Origin of the sequence: Mycobacterium sp. E2327, from assembly GCF_001672675.1 — a bacterium.
In the GTDB taxonomy this organism is placed as follows: domain Bacteria; phylum Actinomycetota; class Actinomycetes; order Mycobacteriales; family Mycobacteriaceae; genus Mycobacterium.
Window position 1 is genome coordinate 24,545 of sequence record NZ_LZKE01000051.1, and the last position, 19,863, is coordinate 44,407.

At 69.3% G+C, this 19,863-nt stretch carries 17 protein-coding genes; 8 read left to right on the forward strand and 9 right to left on the reverse strand.

The annotated features are described in order from the left end of the window. Window positions 1–13: 13 nt before the first annotated feature. The 4 genes from A5712_RS06440 to A5712_RS06455 form a co-directional block, all read right to left on the reverse strand. Window positions 14–616 carry a hypothetical protein gene (locus tag A5712_RS06440; RefSeq protein WP_068102659.1) on the reverse strand — a complete coding sequence of 201 codons (603 nt, stop codon included), beginning with the start codon at window positions 614–616 and terminating at the stop codon, window positions 14–16. 104 nt (window positions 617–720) lie between these two features. Continuing rightward, window positions 721–1,206 carry a (2Fe-2S)-binding protein gene (locus A5712_RS06445; protein ID WP_068102661.1) on the reverse strand — a complete coding sequence of 162 codons (486 nt, stop codon included), beginning with the start codon at window positions 1,204–1,206 and terminating at the stop codon, window positions 721–723. Further along, window positions 1,199–2,086: a xanthine dehydrogenase family protein subunit M gene (locus tag A5712_RS06450; RefSeq protein ID WP_068102663.1), complete on the reverse strand. Its 888-nt coding sequence runs from the start codon at window positions 2,084–2,086 to the stop codon at window positions 1,199–1,201. Before A5712_RS06450 ends, A5712_RS06445 begins: the two co-directional genes overlap by 8 nt. Beyond that, window positions 2,083–4,419 (reverse strand): xanthine dehydrogenase family protein molybdopterin-binding subunit, encoded by a 2,337-nt coding sequence (locus tag A5712_RS06455; RefSeq protein ID WP_068102666.1) that lies wholly within the window; start codon window positions 4,417–4,419, stop codon window positions 2,083–2,085. Before A5712_RS06455 ends, A5712_RS06450 begins: the two co-directional genes overlap by 4 nt. 52 nt (window positions 4,420–4,471) lie before the next feature. Between A5712_RS06455 and A5712_RS06460 the strand changes: the two genes are divergently transcribed. Further along, entirely contained in the window at window positions 4,472–5,032 is a 561-nt protein-coding gene (locus A5712_RS06460; protein ID WP_068102668.1) for an NTP transferase domain-containing protein, read from the forward strand. Here the strand turns inward: A5712_RS06460 and A5712_RS06465 are convergent. The 3 genes from A5712_RS06465 to A5712_RS06475 all read right to left on the reverse strand — a co-directional run bounded on the left by A5712_RS06465 (window position 5,011) and on the right by A5712_RS06475 (window position 8,983). Next, window positions 5,011–6,459 (reverse strand): amino acid permease, encoded by a 1,449-nt coding sequence (locus A5712_RS06465; protein WP_068102671.1) that lies wholly within the window; start codon window positions 6,457–6,459, stop codon window positions 5,011–5,013. The two genes, A5712_RS06460 and A5712_RS06465, sit on opposite strands and share 22 nt — an antisense overlap. Window positions 6,460–6,542: 83 nt before the next feature. Continuing rightward, complete coding sequence (locus A5712_RS06470) at window positions 6,543–7,493, reverse strand: amidohydrolase family protein (RefSeq protein ID WP_068102673.1); 951 nt, start codon at window positions 7,491–7,493, stop codon at window positions 6,543–6,545. Then, window positions 7,493–8,983, reverse strand: coding sequence for an aldehyde dehydrogenase (locus tag A5712_RS06475; protein WP_068102675.1), 1,491 nt, complete (start codon window positions 8,981–8,983; stop codon window positions 7,493–7,495). Before A5712_RS06475 ends, A5712_RS06470 begins: the two co-directional genes overlap by 1 nt. A gap of 131 nt (window positions 8,984–9,114) precedes the next feature. Between A5712_RS06475 and A5712_RS06480 the strand changes: the two genes are divergently transcribed. From A5712_RS06480 to A5712_RS06505, 6 genes are all read left to right on the forward strand, one after another. Continuing rightward, entirely contained in the window at window positions 9,115–10,029 is a 915-nt protein-coding gene (locus A5712_RS06480) for a LysR family transcriptional regulator (protein WP_068102700.1), read from the forward strand. Window positions 10,030–10,262: 233 nt separating this feature from the next. Beyond that, window positions 10,263–12,131: a molecular chaperone DnaK gene (dnaK, locus tag A5712_RS06485; protein WP_068102677.1), complete on the forward strand. Its 1,869-nt coding sequence runs from the start codon at window positions 10,263–10,265 to the stop codon at window positions 12,129–12,131. After that, entirely contained in the window at window positions 12,128–12,766 is a 639-nt protein-coding gene (gene grpE, locus A5712_RS06490; RefSeq protein WP_082973308.1) for a nucleotide exchange factor GrpE, read from the forward strand. Before dnaK ends, grpE begins: the two co-directional genes overlap by 4 nt. Before the next feature lie 54 nt (window positions 12,767–12,820). Then, window positions 12,821–13,999, forward strand: a complete 1,179-nt coding sequence (gene dnaJ / locus A5712_RS06495; RefSeq protein ID WP_068102680.1) for a molecular chaperone DnaJ — start codon at window positions 12,821–12,823, stop codon at window positions 13,997–13,999. Further along, on the forward strand, window positions 13,999–14,391 hold the full coding sequence (locus A5712_RS06500; RefSeq protein WP_068102682.1) for a heat shock protein transcriptional repressor HspR: 393 nt from the start codon (window positions 13,999–14,001) through the stop codon (window positions 14,389–14,391). Before dnaJ ends, A5712_RS06500 begins: the two co-directional genes overlap by 1 nt. Before the next feature lie 7 nt (window positions 14,392–14,398). Continuing rightward, window positions 14,399–14,935, forward strand: a complete 537-nt coding sequence (locus tag A5712_RS06505) for a hypothetical protein (protein ID WP_231982008.1) — start codon at window positions 14,399–14,401, stop codon at window positions 14,933–14,935. A gap of 11 nt (window positions 14,936–14,946) precedes the next feature. Here the strand turns inward: A5712_RS06505 and A5712_RS06510 are convergent, their stop codons facing one another. Both A5712_RS06510 and A5712_RS06515 read right to left on the reverse strand, forming a co-directional pair. Continuing rightward, entirely contained in the window at window positions 14,947–15,837 is an 891-nt protein-coding gene (locus A5712_RS06510; protein ID WP_068102686.1) for an aldose 1-epimerase, read from the reverse strand. A 13-nt stretch (window positions 15,838–15,850) separates the two neighbouring features. After that, window positions 15,851–17,020 (reverse strand): FAD-binding oxidoreductase, encoded by a 1,170-nt coding sequence (locus A5712_RS06515; protein WP_068102688.1) that lies wholly within the window; start codon window positions 17,018–17,020, stop codon window positions 15,851–15,853. Window positions 17,021–17,145: 125 nt separating this feature from the next. On the opposite strand from A5712_RS06515, the gene clpB reads away from it, so the two are divergent. Continuing rightward, entirely contained in the window at window positions 17,146–19,692 is a 2,547-nt protein-coding gene (gene clpB / locus A5712_RS06520; protein ID WP_068102690.1) for an ATP-dependent chaperone ClpB, read from the forward strand. The last annotated feature ends 171 nt before the right edge of the window (window positions 19,693–19,863 follow it).

The window sequence follows — 19,863 nt, forward strand, 5'->3', positions numbered from 1 at the left end:
GCTGCTGGTCGACTCAGAAAGTCGTGACCTTCTCGACGCTGACGAACATGCCGTGGTGAGTGCGGTCGTTGGTGAAGCGGGTGCCCTGTTCGGTGGCGACGATCGTCCAGCCCTGCGCGGCGTAGGTCTTGTAGTCGATGGTGACAGTCGGGATGGCGCCCAGGTTGCCCAGCACCCACTGCACGTTGCCGGCGGAACTGATGCTGACGCCGTTGGCGTGCTCACCGTCCTGCAGTGGGGAATTGGTGAACGGCGCCTCGCAGCCGACGGTCTCCTTGTTGATCTGGCAGCGCGTCACGCCGGACTTGGTCTCGATGAAGACGTAGCCGTTGTGGTCCGGCGGCAACGGGATCACCCCGGCCGGCGGTGTGGTCGGGCTGGCCGGGCCGGTCGGGCTCGTCGACGGGGCCGGGCTGGTGCTGGTCGGCGCCGGCGTCGTCGTGGTCGGCCGCGGCGTGGGGAAGGTTGGCTCGGTCGGCCCGGTTCCGGGGGTGGCGACCGGCTTGCCGTCGATCAGCGAGCTGCAGCCCGAAACCAGTGCGGGGCCGGCGAGGACGGCCGAGAGCAGCAGCGAGCCGCCGGCCAGCCTTCGCCGCGCCTTTTGCGATAACTGCACGCGCCGCTCCCCGAAAGTCTTCGATTTCAGCGCTTAGAGTACGCAAGGAGCGGCGAAATGCACTGTAACTACGCCGTTATCGATGCAGAGCCGATGGCGCAGGTTTACCGCTGCGTGACCGACCCCAGCTCGGCCGCCCGATGGGCCGCGGCGACGATGCCCTGGTAGCCCGTGCAGCGGCAGAAGTTCCCGGACAGGCCCTCGCGTATCTCGTCGTCGGTGGGGTTGGGGTTGTCGCGCAGCAACGCGGTCAGCGTGGTCACGAAACCCGGCGTGCAGAAGCCACATTGCAGCCCGTGGCACTCCCGCAGCGCGACCTGCACCGGCGACAGGGTGCCGTCGGGCGACGCGATGCCCTCGACCGTCGTCACCTCCGTGCCGTCCGCCTGGACCGCGAACATCAGGCAGGACCGCACGGCGTCGCCGTCCACCAGCACCGTGCACGCGCCGCAGGCGCCGTGTTCGCAGCCGAGATGGGTGCCGGTGAGCCCGCACCGCTCCCTCAGGAAGTCCGCCAGCGTCATGCGCGGTTCGACGCTGGCCGCGATGGGAGTCTCGTTGACCGACAACTGAACCGGCTGTTCATGCATGACTTGTCTCCCCGAGTGCTTCCTCGATGGCTTGCGCCCAGGCGCGCGCGACCATGGTGGCCCCGACCTGGGTGCGGTAGGCCGCCGTCCCCTGCAGGTCGGTCGGAACATCGTCGAGGCCGGTCATCGCGGTCCGGCCGATCTCCTCGGGGACCAGCTCGCCGACCGGCTTGCCGATCACCGCGGCCTCGGCCGCCGTGGCGCGCCCGACCGTGGGGCCCAGGCCCAGCAGCCCGATCCCGCAGCGGGACACCCGGTCGCCGTCGTCGAGCTGGACGGCGACCAGCGCGCCGGCGATCGCGAAATCGCCGTGGCGGCGGGCGAATTCCTGCACTGAAAACCCGGACCTGCCGTCCCACACCGGGAACCGGACCCCGGTCAGCACCTCGTCGGGTTCCATCGTGGTCTCCCACAGGCCGGCGAAGAAGTCCGCGGCGGCGATCTCGCGCCGCCCGCGCGGGGAGAGGACCTCCATCACCGCGTCCAGCGCCAGCGCGGCCGCCGGGTATTCGCCCGCGGCGTCGGCGTGCGCGATCGACCCGCCGAGGGTGCCGCGGTTGCGGATCTGGAAGTGCCCGACAAACGGGGTCGCCCGAGTCAGCAGCGGAACCGATTGGCGCACTTGGGCATCCGCGCCGACGGTAAACTCGGTGGTTCCGGCGCCGATCCACAGTTCGGCACCCCGGCGCTCGATGCCCCGCAGCTCGGAAAGCCGGGAAATGTCGATGAGATGGTCGAAGTAGGCCAGCCGCATCGCCAGCATCGGGACCAGGCTCTGGCCACCGGCAATGATCTTGGCGTCATCGCCCAGTTCGGCGAGCAACGCGACGGCGTCCTCGACGGTGTCGGGACGGTGGTAGTCGAACGCGGCGGGCTTCACCGGCTCGCCTCGCTCAGCAGCGACGCGATCGACGCCGGGCTGGCGGGCAGCCGGGCGACCGTCACCCCCAGGGGTGCGAGCGCGTCGTTGATGGCGTTGATCACCGCCGGCACCGAGCCGATCGCCCCGCCCTCGCCTGCGCCCTTGTAACCGCCGGGCCCCGGGCCGGGGATCTCCACGTGGCCGAACTCGATGGGCGGGACCTCGGTGGCCGTCGGCAACAGGTAGTCGACGAACGTCGTCGCCAGCGGGTTGCCGTCGTCGTCGTAGGCGAGGTCCTCCATCAGCGCGCCGCCGATGCCCTGCACCGTCCCGCCGGCGATCTGGCCCTCCACGATAGTCGGGTTGATCATGGGGCCGACGTCCTCGCTGACGATGTAGCGCAGCAGCGTGACCTTGCCGGTGGCGACGTCCACCTCGCAGGTGCACGCATGGGTCGCGTTCGACCACAGGATGGGGGCCTTTGCGACGTAGCGGGCGGTGGCCTCCAGCTCGGGCGACATGTCCGGCGGCAGCGCCTGCGGCGAGTAGTAGGACAGGTAGGCCAGCTCGCCGAACGTCACCCGCTTCGACGGGTCGCCCCGGACGGCGGCGGTCGAATTCGCCAGTTCCACTTCGGATTCGGGCACCTTCAGCTGGTGCGCCGCCAGCGCCACGATCTTCTCGCGCAGCTTCGTGCCCGCCTCCTCGACGGCCCCGGCGGTCATCGGGCCGCTGCGGCTGCCCTGCGTCCCGGCCCCGTAGGGTGTGACCGCGGTGTCGCCCTGGATGGTGGCGACGTCGTCGATGTCGGCGCCCAGCGCGTCGGCGGTCAGCTGAATGACGGTGGTCTCCAAGCTGTTTCCGCTGGAGCCGCCGTTCACGTAGACGTTGACCTTGCCCGTCGGCTCCATCCGGATGGTGCAACCCTCGGTGGCCAGGTGGCCCGTCGCCGCCCCGGTCGGCTCGATGTACGCCGAGAACCCCAGCCCCAGGTAGCGGCCCTGGGCCAGCGCCTCGCGCTGTTCCTTGCGAAACCCTTCGTGGTCAAGGAGTTTCACGGCCTGCTCGAACGTCTCGCTGGGGGCGACGTGGTCGTACGGCATGCCGTTGGGGTTGAAGTACGGCATCTCGTCACGGCGCAGCAGGTTGCGCCGGCGCAGCTCGACCGGGTCCATGCCCATCTTGCGGGCGGCGATGTCCAGCAGGATTTCGCGCGCCAGCGTCTCGTACTGCCACGGGCCGCGGTAGGCGGCCAGTCCGCTGGTGTTCGTGAACACCGTCTTGTAGTTGAAGCTGGCCTTGGGCACGCGGTAGGGCCCGGGGAAGAACATGCCGATGGCGGCCGTGGTCAGCACCGGGTAGGGCGTCGGGTACGCGCCGACGTCCTGGACGAAGTCGATGTCGGCGGCCAGGATGTTGCCGTCTTCGTCGAACGCCATCCGGCCCGTGCCGTCGACGTGCCGGGCCTGCCCGGCCGACATCAGGTTCTCGCGGCGGTCCTCGATCCACTTCAGCGCCGCCGGCACCTTGCGGGCGGCCAGCATGATGCACATGTCCTCGCGCATCGGGACCACCTTCTGGCCGAAACCGCCGCCGGTGTCGCGCATGATCACCCGAACCCGTTGCGCCGCAATCCCTAACAGGCGCGCGCAGAACGCGCGCAGCTCGTGCGGGGTTTGCGTAGACGCCCACAGGGTGAGCTCCTCCGACGCGGCCTCCCACTCGACAACCAGCCCGCGGGTCTCGATCGGTACGGGCGCGTAAATCTGTTGGTAGATGTTCTCTTTCACCACGCATGCCGCGGCGGCGAACACCTCTTCGTCCGGCGGCGCGCCGCCCATCCCGCCCGCGACGTTGTTCGCGTAGGCGTCGTGCACCAGCACGTCCGAGGACTGCGCGCGGGTGAGGTCGGTGATCGCGGGCAGCGGCTCGTAGTCGACGTCGACGAGCTCCAGCGCGTCCTCGGCGATGTAGCGGCTCTCGGCGACGATCAGGGCGACCGGGTCGCCCACGAACTTCGCCTCGCCCTCGGCCAGCGGCGGGCGGGGCGTGTCCGGCACGTCCTTGCCGGCGACGGCGTGCCACGACTCCTTGATGTCGGGGTTGAGGTCGGCGGCGGTGAACACCGCGCGCACGCCGGGCAGTGCCAGCGCCGCCGACGCGTCGATGCCGTTGATCTTGGCGCGGGCGAACGGGCTGCGCACGAAGCAGGCGTGCAGCATGCCGGGGCGCGAGATGTCGTCGACGAACCCGCCGCGCCCGGTCAGCAGCCGAAGATCCTCCACCCGCTGCACGCGGGTGCCCGCGTATCGCGGCGTCGTGGCCGTCGCCGCGTGCGCGTCTTGAGTCATTGCGCTCCATCCGGTTGTCGCGTTACGAGAACCTCGATGCCATCATAGGAGAGTGGCGTTATCACAGTCGAGGCCCGTCGGCGTCCTGCTCGCCGCGGGCGAGGGACGCCGTTACGGGCGGCCGAAGGTGCTGGTGGAGGGCTGGCTGGACGCCGCGGTCGGGGCGCTGCGCGATGGTGGCTGCGACGACGTCGTGCTGGTGCTGGGCGCCGCGTTGCCGACGTGGGATGCCGCGGCCCCGCCGGGTGTCACTCCGGTCTTCGCGCCGGACTGGCGCGACGGGCTGAGCGCCTCGGTGCGCGCCGGGCTGGGCGAGGCCGGCCGCATGGGCGGGGAGTACGCGGTGCTGCACGTCATCGATACTCCCGACGTCGGTCCCGCCGTGGTGGCGCGGGTCCTCGGCCGCGCATGGGCGTCGGACAGTGGCCTGGCCCGTGCGTACTTCGGCGAGCGGCCGGGCCATCCGGTGGTCATCGCGCGCCGGCACTGGCCCGACGTACTCAAGCAGCTAAACGGGGATCGGGGCGCGGGGGAGTACCTGCGCGACCGGTCCGACGTCGAGGCCGTCGACTGCGGCGACCTCGCCGGGGGTCAGGACATCGACGAGCCCTGAGCGGGGGTGGCCGGGGTGACGGTGTCCTGCGCGGCGGTCACCCGGTGGCGGACCAGGAACCAACCGCCGATGAGCGCGGGGACGCCGACGACGGTCGCGCCGATCAGGTAAGGGCCCTGCACCTTGTCGAAGAACATCAGGACCACCACGCCGGCCAGGAACGCCAGCGTGAGGTAGCCGCTGTACGGCGACAGCGGCATCCGGAACTTCGGGCGTTCCACCCTGCCGGCCTTTGCCAGCCGGTAGAACTGCAGCTGGCTCGCCACGATCGTTCCCCAGGCGAACACGATGCCGATGGCCGCGATGTGCAGCACGATCTCGAACGCCTGGCTGGGTTTGACGGCGTTGAGCACGATGCCCAACAGACCCACGGCGCTGGTGAGCAGGATGCCGCGGTACGGCACGCCCCGCTTCGACATCGGCGCGGTGAACTTCGGGCCGCTGCCGTTGATCGCCATCGATCGCAGGATGCGGCCGGTGGAATACAGCCCCGCGTTCAAACTCGACAGCGCGGCGGTCAACACCACCACGTTCATCACGCTGCCGGCCCCGTGGACCCCGGCCTTGGAGAAGAACGTCACGAACGGGCTGACGTTGGCCTTGTAGGCGGTGTAGGGCAGCAGCAGGCCCAGCAGCACGGTCGAGCCGATGTAGAAGACCGCGATGCGGAACACCACCGAGTTGATCGCGCGCGGCATGACCTTCTCCGGGTTGGCCGTTTCCCCGGCCGCGATGCCGACGAGTTCGATTGCGGCATAGGCGAATACCACGCCGGAGGTGACGAGCACCAGCGGCAGCAGACCGGTGGGCATCAGCCCGCCGTGGGTGTCCCACAGGCCGGTGCCGGTGTTGTGGCCGTCGATCTTGAAGCGCCCCACCAGGAAGATGGTGCCGACGACGAGGAAGGTGACCAGTGCCAGCACCTTGATCAACGACGCCCAGAACTCCAGCTCGCCGAAGGCCTTGACCGAGATCAGGTTCATCGACAGCACCACCAGCAGCGCGAACAGCGCGATCGTCCACTGCGGGACGGCCTGGAAAATCTTCCAGTAGTGGCAGTAGTGCGCGATCGCGGTGGTGTCCACGATGCCCGTCATCGACCAGTTGAGGACGTACATCCAGCCGGCGACGTAAGCCAGCTTTTCCCCGAAGAATTCACGGGAGTACGACACGAACGATCCCGACGACGGGCGGTACAGCACCAGCTCGCCGAGCGCGCGCAGGATCAGGAAGACGAAGATGCCGCAGACCCCGTAGACCAGGAACAGCCCGGGGCCCGCCGAGGCCAGCCGTCCGCCGGCGCCGAGGAACAGCCCGGTGCCGATGGCGCCACCGAGGGCGATCATCTGAATCTGACGGTTTTTGAGGCTCTTGTGATAGCCCTCGTCCTCGCGGGCGAGCCGCTCGGCGGCACTGTCTGGTGGCATCGAGCTCCTGCCGTGGTGGCTCCGGGGAACGCTCAGGCTAACCCATGGGCGCGCCGCGTGCCCACCAACAATCGGCGAAGTTTTTACAGGCCCAGCAACCGCTCGGCATTGCGGTGGCTGATAAGCGCGCGGTCGTCGTCGTTCAGCGGCAGGCCGTCGAGGAAGTCCCGTGCGGCGCGCATCGACCCGAACGGGTAGTCGGCCGAAAAACACACCCGCCCGATGCCGACCTGCGCGACCAGGTTGGCGTAGGTGGCCTCGTCGTTGAAGTTGGCGAAGGTGTAGTTCAGGTTTCGCCTCAGATAGGTGCTGACGGGATGCTGCAGGCCGGTGAGGTCGGGCTTCAGCGTCGCGTCGAACCGCGGCAGCATGAACGGGATCGCCTCGCCCATGTGCCCGATGACGACCTGCAGCTCGGGGTACCGGTCGAACACGCCGCCGAGGATCAGGCGCAGCACATGGGTGCCCGTGTTGATGTGCCAGCCCCATCCGACGGTGGCCAGCGTGAACGTGACCTGGTCGGAGAATCCCGCGTAGCTGGACTTGATGACGCCCGCCGGCGGGATGGTCGGGTGCAGGTAGATCGGCACCCGCAGCTCGGCCGCCCGCGACAGGACGGGGTCGAAGAACGCATCGTCGAGGTAGCGACCCTGGCTGTGCCCGTTGATCACCGCGCCGACGAAGCGGTGGTCGCGCACCGTGCGCTCGAGTTCGCCGGCGGCCTCTGCGGGTGCGCTGATCGGCAGGGCGGCGAAGCCCGCCAGCCGCCCCGGGTATCGCCCGACCGCCTTCGCGAGCTCGTCGTTGCATTCGCGGGCCAGCCGAACGGCTTGCGGCCCGTCCAACTGTTCGACGCCCGGCGCGGCCAGCGACAGCACCGCCACGTCGACGCCGGCGTCGTCCATCGCCGCGATCCGGCCGTCACCCAGATCGCTGATCGGTTCGACGATGCCGGTGCGCGACGCCAGCCAGCGGCCGGGGCCGTTCAGGAAATCCGTTGTGGCGTAATGCTCTTCGAGTGCAATCGTCCGCATCAGCCGGCCAGCACCCGGGCGGCGGCGCTCCAGTACGTCAGCTCGTCGCGATCGGAGGCCAGCCGGATCGTCTTGGTGTAGCCGTACTCCGCCAGCGTTTCCTGGGCGTGCTCGCGGCCGAACCCGCTGTGGCCGACGCCGCCGAATCCGGTGCCGATGGAAATCCGCTGATAGTTGTTGACGAAGACGGCCCCGGCCCGGATCCGCCGGCTCACCCGCAGCGCGCGATCGCTGTCCTGGGTGAACACCGCCGCGACCAGTCCGAACGGCGTGGCGTTGGCGATGCGCACCGCCTCGTCCTCGTCGGTGAACGGCATGAGGGTGACGACGGGGCCGAAGATCTCGTCGCGGGCCACCCGCATTGCGGGGGTCACGCCTGTCAGGACGGTCGGCGCGACGTAGAAGCCGTCGGCCAAGCGGGGATCGTCGGGCAGCGGCGCCTGGGCGGCGATGTGGGCGCCTTCGGCCACGCCGATCCGCAGGTAATCGAGGACCTGATTCTGCTGCTTGCGGGTGACCAACGGCCCGACGTCGGTCGCCGGGTCGGCGCCATCGCCCACCCGCAGCCGGCCCACCGCGGCGCACAACTTCGCCTCGAACTCCGCATAGACGCTGTCCTGCACCAGGATTCGCGACGCCGCAGTGCAGGCCTCGCCCTGGTTGAAGAAGCCGCCGTCGACCGCGGCCAGCAGCGCGTCGTGCAGGTCGGCGTCGTCGAAAACGACCAGTGGGTTCTTTCCGCCGAGTTCCATCAGCGTCGGGGTGAGGTTGCCGGCCGCGGTGCGCAGCACCGCCGCGCCCGTCCGCGGCGATCCGGTGAAGGACACCTTGCCGACCAGCCGATGCCCGGCCAGCGCGGCGCCCACCTCACCCCTGCCGGGCACGGCCTGCACGACACCGTCCGGCAGCACCGACTGGATCAGCTCGACCATCCGCAACACCACCGAGGGCGTCTGTTCCGGCGGTTTGAGCACGACGGCGTTGCCGACCGCCAGCGCCGGCGCGACCTTCCCCGCGGTGTGGATCGGCGGCCAGTTGAACGGGACGATGCACGCGATCACGCCGTACGGCTCTAGCGTGGTGACGTCCAGGACGGGTCCGTAGTCGCGGGCCTGGCTGGGCAGCGCCTCCACCATGGCGCCGAAGTACTCGAAGATGGCGATCGCGGCTTCCACGTCGAAGTTGCGCGCCTGCGTGATCGGCTTGCCCATCTCCAGCGTCTCGAGCGCGGCGATCTCGTCGGCGTGGGCGCGGATCACCTCGGCGACCTGGCGCAGGTATCGGCCGCGCTCCCGCGCGGGGCGTTGCTTCCAGCGCAGGTGCGCGGCGTGCGCCCGGCGGACGGCCTGGTCCACCTCGTCCGGCCCGGCGCCCTGGACGACCGTGACCGTCTGGCCCGTCGCCGGGTTCTGCACGACGAACTGGTCGTCGGTGGACGCCGAGGACCACCGGGTTCGGGTTCTGGTCAGGGTGGGGCCCTGCAAACTCATAACGCGCACCGTCCAAATTGAGGGGGGGTTGGGATCGACGCGACCCAATTGCGAACCGTAAATCGACCGAACCGTCAGACGCCAACGAAAATTCCTGATGGGAGCCATCACCGACGGTGATAATGGGCTCCGTGGAGCTTCGCCAGTTGGAGTATTTTCTCGCTGTCGCGGACAACCTCAGCTTCACCCGGGCCGCCAAGAGATTGCACGTCGTCCAATCCGGGGTGTCCGCGACCATCAAGGCCCTCGAGCGCGAACTCGGCGCGGAGCTGTTCGTCCGGGGACCCGCGGGCGTGACGCTCACGCCGGCGGGACGCGAGCTGGCGCCGCACGCCCGCGCCACCATCGACGCGGCCCGCGCGGCCAAGGATGCCGTTGCGGCCACCGGCGGCTCCGTCGGGGGGACCGTCAGGCTGGGAACGCTGATGTCGATCAACAACATCGACATGCCGAGGCTGCTGGCCGAGCTGCGTGCCCGGCATCCCGGCGTGCTGGTCCAAATTCGTTTCGCCCGGGCGGGTTCGGCGGGCCTGGCGCAGCAGCTGCGCGATGACAGCCTCGACGTCGCCCTGCTCGTCTTGCCCGACGGGCCGCCCACCGACCTGCACACCCGGCTGGTCGCGGCCTATCCGCTCCTCCTGGTCGTTCCGGCGGATCACCCACTGGCCGGCCGAGAGTCGGTGTCGCTGGCCGAGCTGGCCGGGATGTCGTTCATCGACGGCCCGCCGGGCTACGGCAACCGGGCAGTGGCCGACCGGGCCTTCGCGACGGCCGGGGTGCAGCGCACGATCGCCCTCGAGGTCGCCGACATCGCCACCACCGCGACCCACGTCCGAAACGGCTTGGGCATCGGGTTCTTGAGCCGGTTCATCCTCGACGAGATCGGCGACGACGGCCTGGCGACGCTGCGGATCTCCGACTACGACCTGTGCTGGCGCCTGTACGTCGCGATGGCTGCGCTGCGCCCGCCCAGCGCCGCCACCCGCGCGGTGTTCTCGCTGATCGAGGAGATGATCCCGGAGCCCGGCGCGTCGAGTGTGAGCTGACGGCGTTCAGTGTGAGCTGAGGGCGGTAGTTGTGCGTCTAGGGCGCCCTGTGTTCACACGCAACGACCACCCCCGGAACAAGACGGGCGCGCCCGCCGTTAGCATGGTCAACAAGTTGAGCGAAGAAGACTCAAGGCTGGGTTGACACCACGACGCCCGCGAGGGCAGGCTTGAGCGGGGTTCACTCAGCATAGTGGCACCAAAAAGGCTCTACGTAATCAGGAGGAATCACTATGGCTCGTGCGGTCGGTATCGACCTCGGGACCACCAACTCAGTCGTCTCGGTCCTCGAGGGCGGCGACCCCGTCGTCGTCGCGAACTCCGAGGGTTCGCGGACCACACCGTCGATCGTCGCTTTCGCCCGCAACGGCGAAGTGCTGGTCGGCCAGCCCGCCAAGAACCAGGCGGTGACCAACGTCGACCGCACCATCAGGTCGGTCAAGCGGCACATGGGCACCGACTGGTCCGTCGAGATCGACGGCAAGAAGTACACGGCGCAGGAGATCAGCGCCCGCGTGCTGATGAAGCTGAAGCGCGACGCGGAGGCCTACCTCGGTGAGGACATCACCGACGCGGTCATCACCGTGCCCGCCTACTTCAACGACGCCCAGCGGCAGGCGACCAAGGAGGCCGGCCAGATCGCCGGCCTGAACGTGCTGCGCATCGTCAACGAGCCCACCGCCGCGGCGCTGGCCTACGGCCTGGACAAGGGCGAGAAGGAGCAGACCATCCTGGTCTTCGACCTCGGTGGCGGCACCTTCGACGTCTCGCTGCTCGAGATCGGCGAGGGCGTGGTCGAGGTTCGCGCCACCAGCGGTGACAACCACCTCGGTGGCGACGACTGGGACGACCGCGTCGTCGAATGGCTCGTCGACAAGTTCAAGGGCACCAGCGGCATCGACCTGACCAAGGACAAGATGGCGATGCAGCGGCTGCGTGAAGCGGCCGAGAAGGCCAAGATCGAGCTCTCGAGCTCGCAGAGCACCTCGATCAACCTGCCCTACATCACCGTCGACGCGGACAAGAACCCGCTGTTCCTCGACGAGCAGCTCACCCGCGCCGAGTTCCAGCGCATCACCCAGGACCTGCTGGACCGCACCCGTGCGCCGTTCAAGTCGGTGATCTCCGACGCCGGCATCTCGGTGTCGGACATCGACCACGTCGTGCTGGTTGGTGGTTCCACCCGCATGCCCGCGGTGACCGAGCTGGTCAAGGAGCTCACCGGTGGCAAGGAGCCTAACAAGGGCGTCAACCCCGACGAGGTGGTTGCCGTGGGCGCCGCGCTGCAGGCCGGTGTGCTCAAGGGTGAGGTGAAAGACGTTCTGCTGCTTGACGTTACGCCGCTTAGCCTCGGTATCGAGACCAAGGGTGGCGTGATGACCAAGCTCATCGAGCGCAACACCACCATCCCGACGAAGCGGTCGGAGACCTTCACCACGGCCGACGACAACCAGCCGTCCGTGCAGATCCAGGTCTATCAGGGTGAGCGCGAAATCGCCTCGCACAACAAGCTGCTCGGCTCCTTCGAGCTGACCGGCATCCCGCCGGCCCCGCGCGGCGTCCCGCAGATCGAGGTCACCTTCGACATCGACGCCAACGGCATCGTGCACGTCACGGCCAAGGACAAGGGCACCGGCAAGGAGAACACGATCAAGATCCAGGAGGGCTCCGGCCTGTCCAAGGAGGAGATCGACCGGATGATCAAGGACGCCGAGGCGCACGCCGAGGAGGACCGTCAGCGCCGCGAGGAAGCCGACATCCGCAACCAGGCCGAGACGCTGGTCTACCAGACGGAGAAGTTCGTCAAGGAACAGCGCGAGGCCGAGGGCGGCAGCAAGGTCCCCGAGGACACGCTGAACAAGGTGGACACCGCGGTGGCCGAGGCCAAGTCGGCGCTGGCCGGCACCGACATCTCCGCGATCAAGTCGGCGATGGAGAAGCTGGGCCAGGAGTCCCAGGCGCTCGGCCAGGCCATCTACGAGGCCACCCAGGCGGAGGCCGGCCAAGCCGGTGCGCCCGGTGGCGAGGCCGGCGGCACCTCCGGCTCGGCCGATGACGTCGTGGACGCGGAGGTGGTCGACGACGACCGGGAGGCCAAGTGACCGACGGCACCCCCCAGGAACAGGTGACGGTCACCGACAAGCGGCGGATCGATCCCGAGACCGGTCAAGTGCGGCAAGGCGCTTCCGGCCCGGCCCCCAGCGGGTCGGCGCCGGAGGCGTTCGCCGGCGAAAGCCCGGAGGAGGCCGGTAAGGCGGCCGAATTGCTCGGCGATCTGCAGCGGGTACAGGCCGACTTCGCCAACTACCGCAAGCGGGCGTTGCGCGATCAGCAGGCCGCCGCGGACCGGGCCAAGGCTGCCGTGGTCAGCCAATTGCTGCCCGTGCTGGACGATCTCGATCGGGCCCGCAAGCACGGCGACCTGGAAACCGGCCCGCTGAAGTCGGTCGCTGACAAGCTGGACAGCGCGCTGACCGGCCTCGGCCTCACCGCGTTCGGCGAGGAGGGCGAGGACTTCGACCCGGTGCTGCACGAGGCCGTGCAGCACGAGGGCGACGGCGCCGAGGGCTCCAAGCCGGTGATCGGCACGGTCATGCGGCAGGGCTACAAGCTGGGCGACCAGGTGCTGCGGCACGCCCTCGTCGGCGTGGTCGACACCGTCGTGGGCGAAGAACCGGTCCCGGCCGAAACGCAACCGTCCGACACGGTCGATAACGCCGACGGCTCCGGTGACTAAGCACGACAATCAAAAACGACAAGTAGATAGAGAAAGGTGAGGGGGTGACGCGGCATGGCCCAGCGTGAATGGGTCGAAAAGGACTTCTACAAGGAGCTGGGCGTCTCCTCTGACGCCAGCCCGGAAGAGATCAAGCGCGCCTATCGCAAGCTGGCGCGCGACCTGCACCCGGATGCGAACCCCGACAACCCGGCCGCCGGCGAACGGTTCAAGGCGGTTTCGGAGGCGCACAACGTGTTGTCGGATCCGGCGAAGCGCAAGGAGTACGACGAGACCCGCCGCCTGTTCGCGGGCGGCGGTTTCGGCGGCCGCAGGTTCGACGGTGGCAGCGGCTTCAGCTTCAACGTCGGCGGTGACGGCGCGGAGTTCAACCTCAGCGACCTGTTCGATGCCGCCGGCCGAAGCGGCGGCGCCAACATCGGCGACCTGTTCGGCGGCTTGTTCGGACGCGGCGCCAGTCCCCGGCCAAGCCGGCCGCGGCGCGGCAACGATCTGGAGACCGAGACCGAGCTCGATTTCGTCGAGGCGGCCAAGGGCGTCGCGATGCCGCTGCGGCTGACCAGCCCGGCGCCGTGCACGAATTGCCATGGCAGCGGCGCGCGCCCGGGCACCAGCCCGAAGGTGTGCCCCAGCTGCAACGGCTCGGGCGTGATCAACCGCAACCAGGGCGCGTTCGGCTTCTCCGAGCCCTGCACCGATTGCCGGGGCAGCGGGTCGATCATCGAGCACCCGTGCGACGAGTGCAAAGGCACCGGCGTGACGACCCGCACGCGCACCATCAACGTGCGGATCCCGCCCGGTGTCGAGGACGGGCAACGGATCCGGCTGCCCGGGCAGGGCGAGGCCGGGCTGCGCGGCGCGCCGTCGGGCGACCTGTACGTGACCGTGCATGTGCGGCCGGACAAGGTGTTCGGCCGGGACGGCGACGACCTCACCGTGACCGTGCCGGTCAGCTTCAGCGAGTTGGCTTTGGGCTCAACGCTTTCGGTTCCCACGCTGGACGGCAAGGTCGGCGTGCGGGTGCCCAAGGGCACCGCCGACGGCCGGATCCTGCGGGTGCGCGGCCGCGGTGTGCCCAAGCGCGGCGGCGGCAACGGCGACCTGCTGGTCACCGTGAAGGTGTCCGTGCCGCCGAACTTGGAGGGCGCCGCCCAGGAGGCGCTGGAGGCCTACGCGGCCGCCGAGCAGTCCAGTGGTTTCAACCCGCGGGCGGGATGGGCAGGTAACCGCTGATGGCCAGAGGCTCACGGAATCCCAAGGAGGAGGCCCGGACCTTCCTGATCTCGGTGGCCGCCGAACTGGCCGGCATGCACGCCCAGACCCTGCGCACCTATGACCGCCTCGGGCTGGTCAGCCCGAGGCGCACTTCCGGTGGGGGACGCCGCTATTCGGAGCACGACGTGGACCTGCTGCGCGAGGTGCAGCGGCTGTCGCAGGACGAGGGCGTCAACCTGGCCGGCATCAAGCGCATCATCGAGCTGACCAACCAGGTGGAGGCGCTGCAGTCACGCGTGAAGGAGCTCACCGAGGAGCTGGCGCAGGTGCGCGCCGGACAGCGCCGCGACATCGCGGTGGTGCCGAAGAGCACCGCGCTGGTGGTGTGGCAGCCGCGAAAGCCGCGCTAGCGCTCACATGACTGGTCGCGGCATGGAAGTGATCACCGTTCACCCGATCGTCGAGACCCTGCTGCATCGATACCAACGCGAGCTGGGTGCGCAACTGCCGACCTACCGCAATCACGTCTACCGCGGAATGAACTATCACCAACAGCTGCTCGCCGGTCCCGTCCCCGACTTCGCCGTTCTGGCATGGGCCGCACACGATCTCGGCATCTGGACCGCGGGCACGTTCGACTACCTCGGGCCCTCGGCCGAGCTGGCCGCCGCGCACGCCGAAGAATTCGGCATCGACAACGTCGCCGACGTGCGCACGCTGATCGTCGAACACCACCGGCTGCGGCCATCGCACGAACTCATGGCCGAGGCCTTTCGGATCGCCGACCGTATCGACGTGAGCCGCGGCCTGCTCCGTAACGGGGTCGGGCGCTCCGAGATTCGCTCCGTGGTCGCCGAGCTGCCGTATTGTGGCTTCCACGCGTTCCTCGCGAAGGGTCTGAGCCGCTACGCCGCCGGGCACCCGCGCCGGCCCTTCCCCATGCTGCGGTGGTGAAAGCCGTTCGCTCACAACCGAATCGAGAACTGCGTAACCGCCGGCGCGCCCGGGCGCGCGCTCGAGTAACCGCCACGGCGCAGCGCGTCCGTCGGCGCGGTCATCGGCTCGAAGCACACGACCTCTTCGGCGAGTGGGGCGAAGATCTGCGTCACCGGATATCCCCGCTCGAAGTGCACCTCCAGGCGGCGGCCGCCGCCGGACACCGCGAACACCGCGCCCTGGCCGACCTGGTCGTAGGCATCGTCAAAAGCCTTGTCGCCCAGGGGTTCTTCGCGGGCCGGCTCGGATTCGGACTCGCCGGTGGGCAGCCCCCGCTCGTCGAGCCGCAGGTGCCGCAGCGGCGGCGTTTCGATGATCCAGTCGCCGCGCGCAACGTCCGGCAGGCGCAGGTAGGGATGGAAGCCGAAGCACAGCGGAACCGCCGTGTCGCCGCTCGCGGTGACGGTGGTGCGCACCGTGAGCGCCCGGTCGGCCAGCCGCACCGCCACCGAGAGCACGTGCGGATACGGGAAGCTGGCCAGCAACCGCGGGTCGGCGCCGAAATCGACCTCCGCGGCCAGCTCGTTGTCCGACTCCGCCGTCACCCGCCAGCCCGGGTAGGCCGCCAGCGTGCCGTGGATGGGCAACCCGTTGGGATCGGCACGAACCCCGTTCTCCCCGGGCGTCAGCGCCACCGTCACGTCCTCGGCCGTGTAGGTGTTGCCGCCCAATCGATTTGCCCACGGATACAGGATCGGGATGCCCATCGTCTTGCCCGCCTCGACGTAGGCCTGCAGGCCACGCCGCTGACCGAGCAGCTCGGTGCCCGCGTCGGTCAGCGACGTGCCGATCATGCCGGCCTCCGGCACGAACTGCGCCGCCACCGGCGATGACGGGTCGGTCAGGGTGACGATGCGCATGGCTTACCTCGGTTCACCTGGACAGTGGGTCGTGCTGAATGCGTTCGGGCGGCGCGCCTTTGGCGATCAGGGCGGCCTTGGTCGCACGAACCATATCCGGTCCGCCGCAGATCAGGATCTGCCGGTCGCCCCAGCCGCCGTATTTGGTCACCACGTCGGGCAGGCGGCCGGTCTGGTGCACGTGCAGCCCGCGCGGCGGCGTGACGTCGGGGTAGTCGGCCGCCCACGCCGGGTCGCGGCTGTACTCCGAGACCGGCGAGACGGACAGCCACGGATTGTGCTGGGCGACCTGCCACAGCGTGGGCAGGTCGTAGAGCTCGCAGCGGTAGCGGGCGCCGAAGAAGAGGTGCACCCGCGGGTTCACCGCATAGCGGGACAGGTCCATGATCAGCGCGCGCAGCGGCGCCAACCCGGTGCTGCCCGCCACCATCAGCACGTCTTCGCCGTCCCGGTCGACCCGCAGGCCGCCGTGCGGACTGGACAGTCGCCACCGGTCGCCGGGCCGCGTTTCGTTGACCACCGCGGTGCTGACCAGGCCGCCGGGGACCTGTCGGACGTGGAACTCGATGCCGCCACCCGGGTCGGCCGGGATCGCGGGGCTCAGGTAGCGCCACCGGCGCGGGCATTGCGGGACATGGACGTCGACGTATTGCCCCGGGAAGTAGTCCAACGGGCGGTCGAGTTGCAGACGCACGACGGCCAGGTCGCGCGAGACTCGGATGTGCTCGATGACCGTGCCGTCCGTCCAGGCTGGTGCGTCGTCGGCGTCGGCGGCACCGCTCATCACGCCGGTGATCAGGTTGAGCGACTGATCGGCGGTCGCCGCGACGGAATCGGTCCACGCGTCGCCGAGGTGGTCGCGAAGCGTCGCGTGCAGCGCGCGACGCAGCGTGCCGTAATGCGCCGGCAGCACGCCGAATTTGCGGTGATCCCGGCCGAGCTGGGCGAGGAACGCCACCGGCTCGGCTGCGCGCTGCTCCACCAGCTCCCCGTACACCCAGTGCAGGGCGTGGGCGAACGCGGCCCGCTGGGCGTCCATCTCGGGCGGGAAAAGGTCGCGCACCGAGACGTCGAGGCCGAACCAGTGGGTATAGAACCTGCGGACGAGTTCGTCGGAGCGCGAATCGCCCGAGGCGAAGGCGTCGCGCAGCACCCGCAACGCGTCGCGGTCCTCCAGGCTCACGGGCCCCGATTCTAGGCGTCAAGGAAATTTTGTAGACTTGAGCGGAACACACTCAACCTTGACGGCGTTGAACATCACGACAAGCATTTTCATGCAGCCCTTTCTGACCCACAACGGAGATAGTCGTGGATTCTTTTAACCCGACCACCAAGACGCAGGCGGCCCTGACCTCGGCCCTGCAGGCGGCCTCGGCCGCCGGCAATCCGGAGATCCGGCCCGCCCACCTGCTGTTGGCGCTGCTGACCCAGAACGACGGGATCGCCGCGCCGCTGCTGGAGGCCGTCGGCGTCGAGCCCGCCAGCATCCGCGCCGAGGCGCAGCGGATCCTGGACCAGCTGCCCCAGGCCAGCGGCGCCAGCTCGCAGCCGCAGCTCTCGCGCGAATCGCTGGCCGCCATCACCACCGCCCAGCACCTCGCCACCGAGATGGACGACGAGTTCGTCTCGACCGAGCACCTGATGGTGGGGCTGGCCACCGGCGACTCCGACGTCGCCAAGCTGCTAACCGGCCACGGCGCGTCCCCGCAGGCGTTGCGGGAGGCGTTCGTCAAGGTCCGCGGCAGCGCGCGGGTCACCAGCGCCGACCCCGAGGCCACCTACCAGGCGCTGGAGAAGTACTCGACCGACCTGACCGCACGGGCCCGTGAGGGCAAGCTCGACCCGGTCATCGGGCGCGACAACGAGATCCGCCGCGTCGTGCAGGTTTTGAGCCGTCGTACCAAGAACAACCCGGTGCTCATCGGTGAGCCCGGCGTCGGCAAGACCGCGATCGTCGAGGGCCTGGCCCAGCGCATCGTCGCGGGCGACGTGCCGGAGAGCCTGCGCGACAAGACCGTCATCGCTCTGGACCTCGGGTCGATGGTGGCCGGCGCCAAGTACCGCGGCGAGTTCGAGGAGCGGCTCAAGGCCGTGCTCGACGACATCAAGAACTCCGCCGGGCAGATCATCACGTTCATCGACGAGCTGCACACCATCGTGGGCGCCGGCGCGACCGGCGAGGGCGCGATGGACGCCGGCAACATGATCAAGCCGATGCTGGCCCGCGGCGAGCTGCGCCTGGTCGGCGCCACCACGCTCGACGAGTACCGCAAGTACATCGAGAAGGACGCCGCGCTGGAGCGCCGCTTCCAGCAGGTGTTCGTCGGCGAGCCGTCGGTCGAGGACACCGTGGGCATCCTGCGCGGCCTGAAGGACCGCTACGAGGTGCACCACGGCGTGCGCATCACCGACTCCGCGCTGGTGGCCGCGGCCACCTTGAGCGACCGCTACATCACCGCGCGGTTCCTGCCGGACAAGGCCATCGACCTCGTCGACGAGGCCGCCAGCCGGCTGAAGATGGAGATCGACTCGAGGCCCGTCGAGATCGACGAGGTCGAGCGCCTGGTGCGCCGCCTCGAGATCGAGGAGATGGCGCTGGAGAAAGAGGAAGACGAGGCCTCCAAGGAGCGGCTGGAGAAGCTGCGCGCCGAGCTGGCCGACCAGAAGGAAAAGCTGGCCGAGCTGACCACCCGGTGGCAGAACGAGAAGAACGCGATCGACGTCGTCCGCGAGCTGAAGGAACAGCTGGAGGCGTTGCGCGGGGAGTCGGAGCGCGCCGAGCGCGACGGCGACCTGGCCAAGGCCGCCGAGCTGCGCTACGGGCGCATCCCCGAGGTCGAGAAGAAGCTCGACGCCGCGCTGCCGCAGGCCGAGGCCCGCGAGAACGTGATGCTCAAGGAGGAGGTCGGGCCCGACGACATCGCCGACGTGGTGTCGGCGTGGACCGGCATTCCCGCCGGGCGGATGCTCGAGGGCGAGACCGCCAAGCTGCTGCGGATGGAAGACGAGCTGGGCAAGCGGGTCGTCGGGCAGCGCAAGGCCGTGCAGGCCGTGTCCGACGCGGTGCGGCGCAGCCGCGCCGGGGTCGCCGACCCCAACCGGCCCACCGGTTCGTTCATGTTCCTGGGCCCCACCGGTGTCGGCAAGACCGAGCTGGCCAAGGCGCTGGCCGACTTCCTGTTCGACGACGACCGGGCCATGGTCCGCATCGACATGAGCGAGTACGGCGAGAAGCATTCCGTCGCGCGGCTGGTCGGCGCGCCCCCCGGCTACATCGGTTACGACCAGGGCGGTCAGCTGACCGAGGCGGTGCGCCGGCGCCCCTACACCGTGGTGCTGTTCGACGAGATCGAAAAGGCGCACCCGGACGTGTTCGACGTGCTGCTGCAGGTCCTCGACGAGGGCCGGCTCACCGACGGGCAGGGCCGCACGGTCGACTTCCGCAACACCATCCTCATCCTGACGTCCAACCTCGGGTCGGGCGGCAGCGAGGAGCAGGTGATGGCCGCGGTGCGCTCGGCGTTCAAGCCGGAGTTCATCAACCGCCTCGACGACGTGCTGATCTTCGACGGGCTCAACCCCGAAGAGCTGGTGCAGATCGTCGACATCCAGCTTCAGCAGCTGGGCAAGCGGTTGGCGCAACGGCGGCTGCAGCTGGAGGTGTCGCTGCCGGCCAAGAAGTGGCTGGCGCAGCGCGGGTTTGACCCCGTCTACGGGGCCCGGCCGTTGCGCCGGCTCGTCCAGCAGGCGATCGGCGACCAGCTGGCCAAGATGCTGCTGGCGGGCGACGTGCACGACGGCGACGTGGTGCCCGTCAACGTCAGCCCGGACGGCGACTCGCTGGTCCTGGGCTAGTCGGCTCGGGTGTGAATCGTCGGCTTTGCGTGGGCATGGGCGGCGGGAGAATCGCCAGAATCCCGCCGCCAGCTCACACCCAAAGCCGTCAGCTCACACTAATGGGTCTTGATTGGGCTGCCGTTGAACGGGTTTATGACCTGTTTGCGGGAAGCTGATCATCGAGCGGCT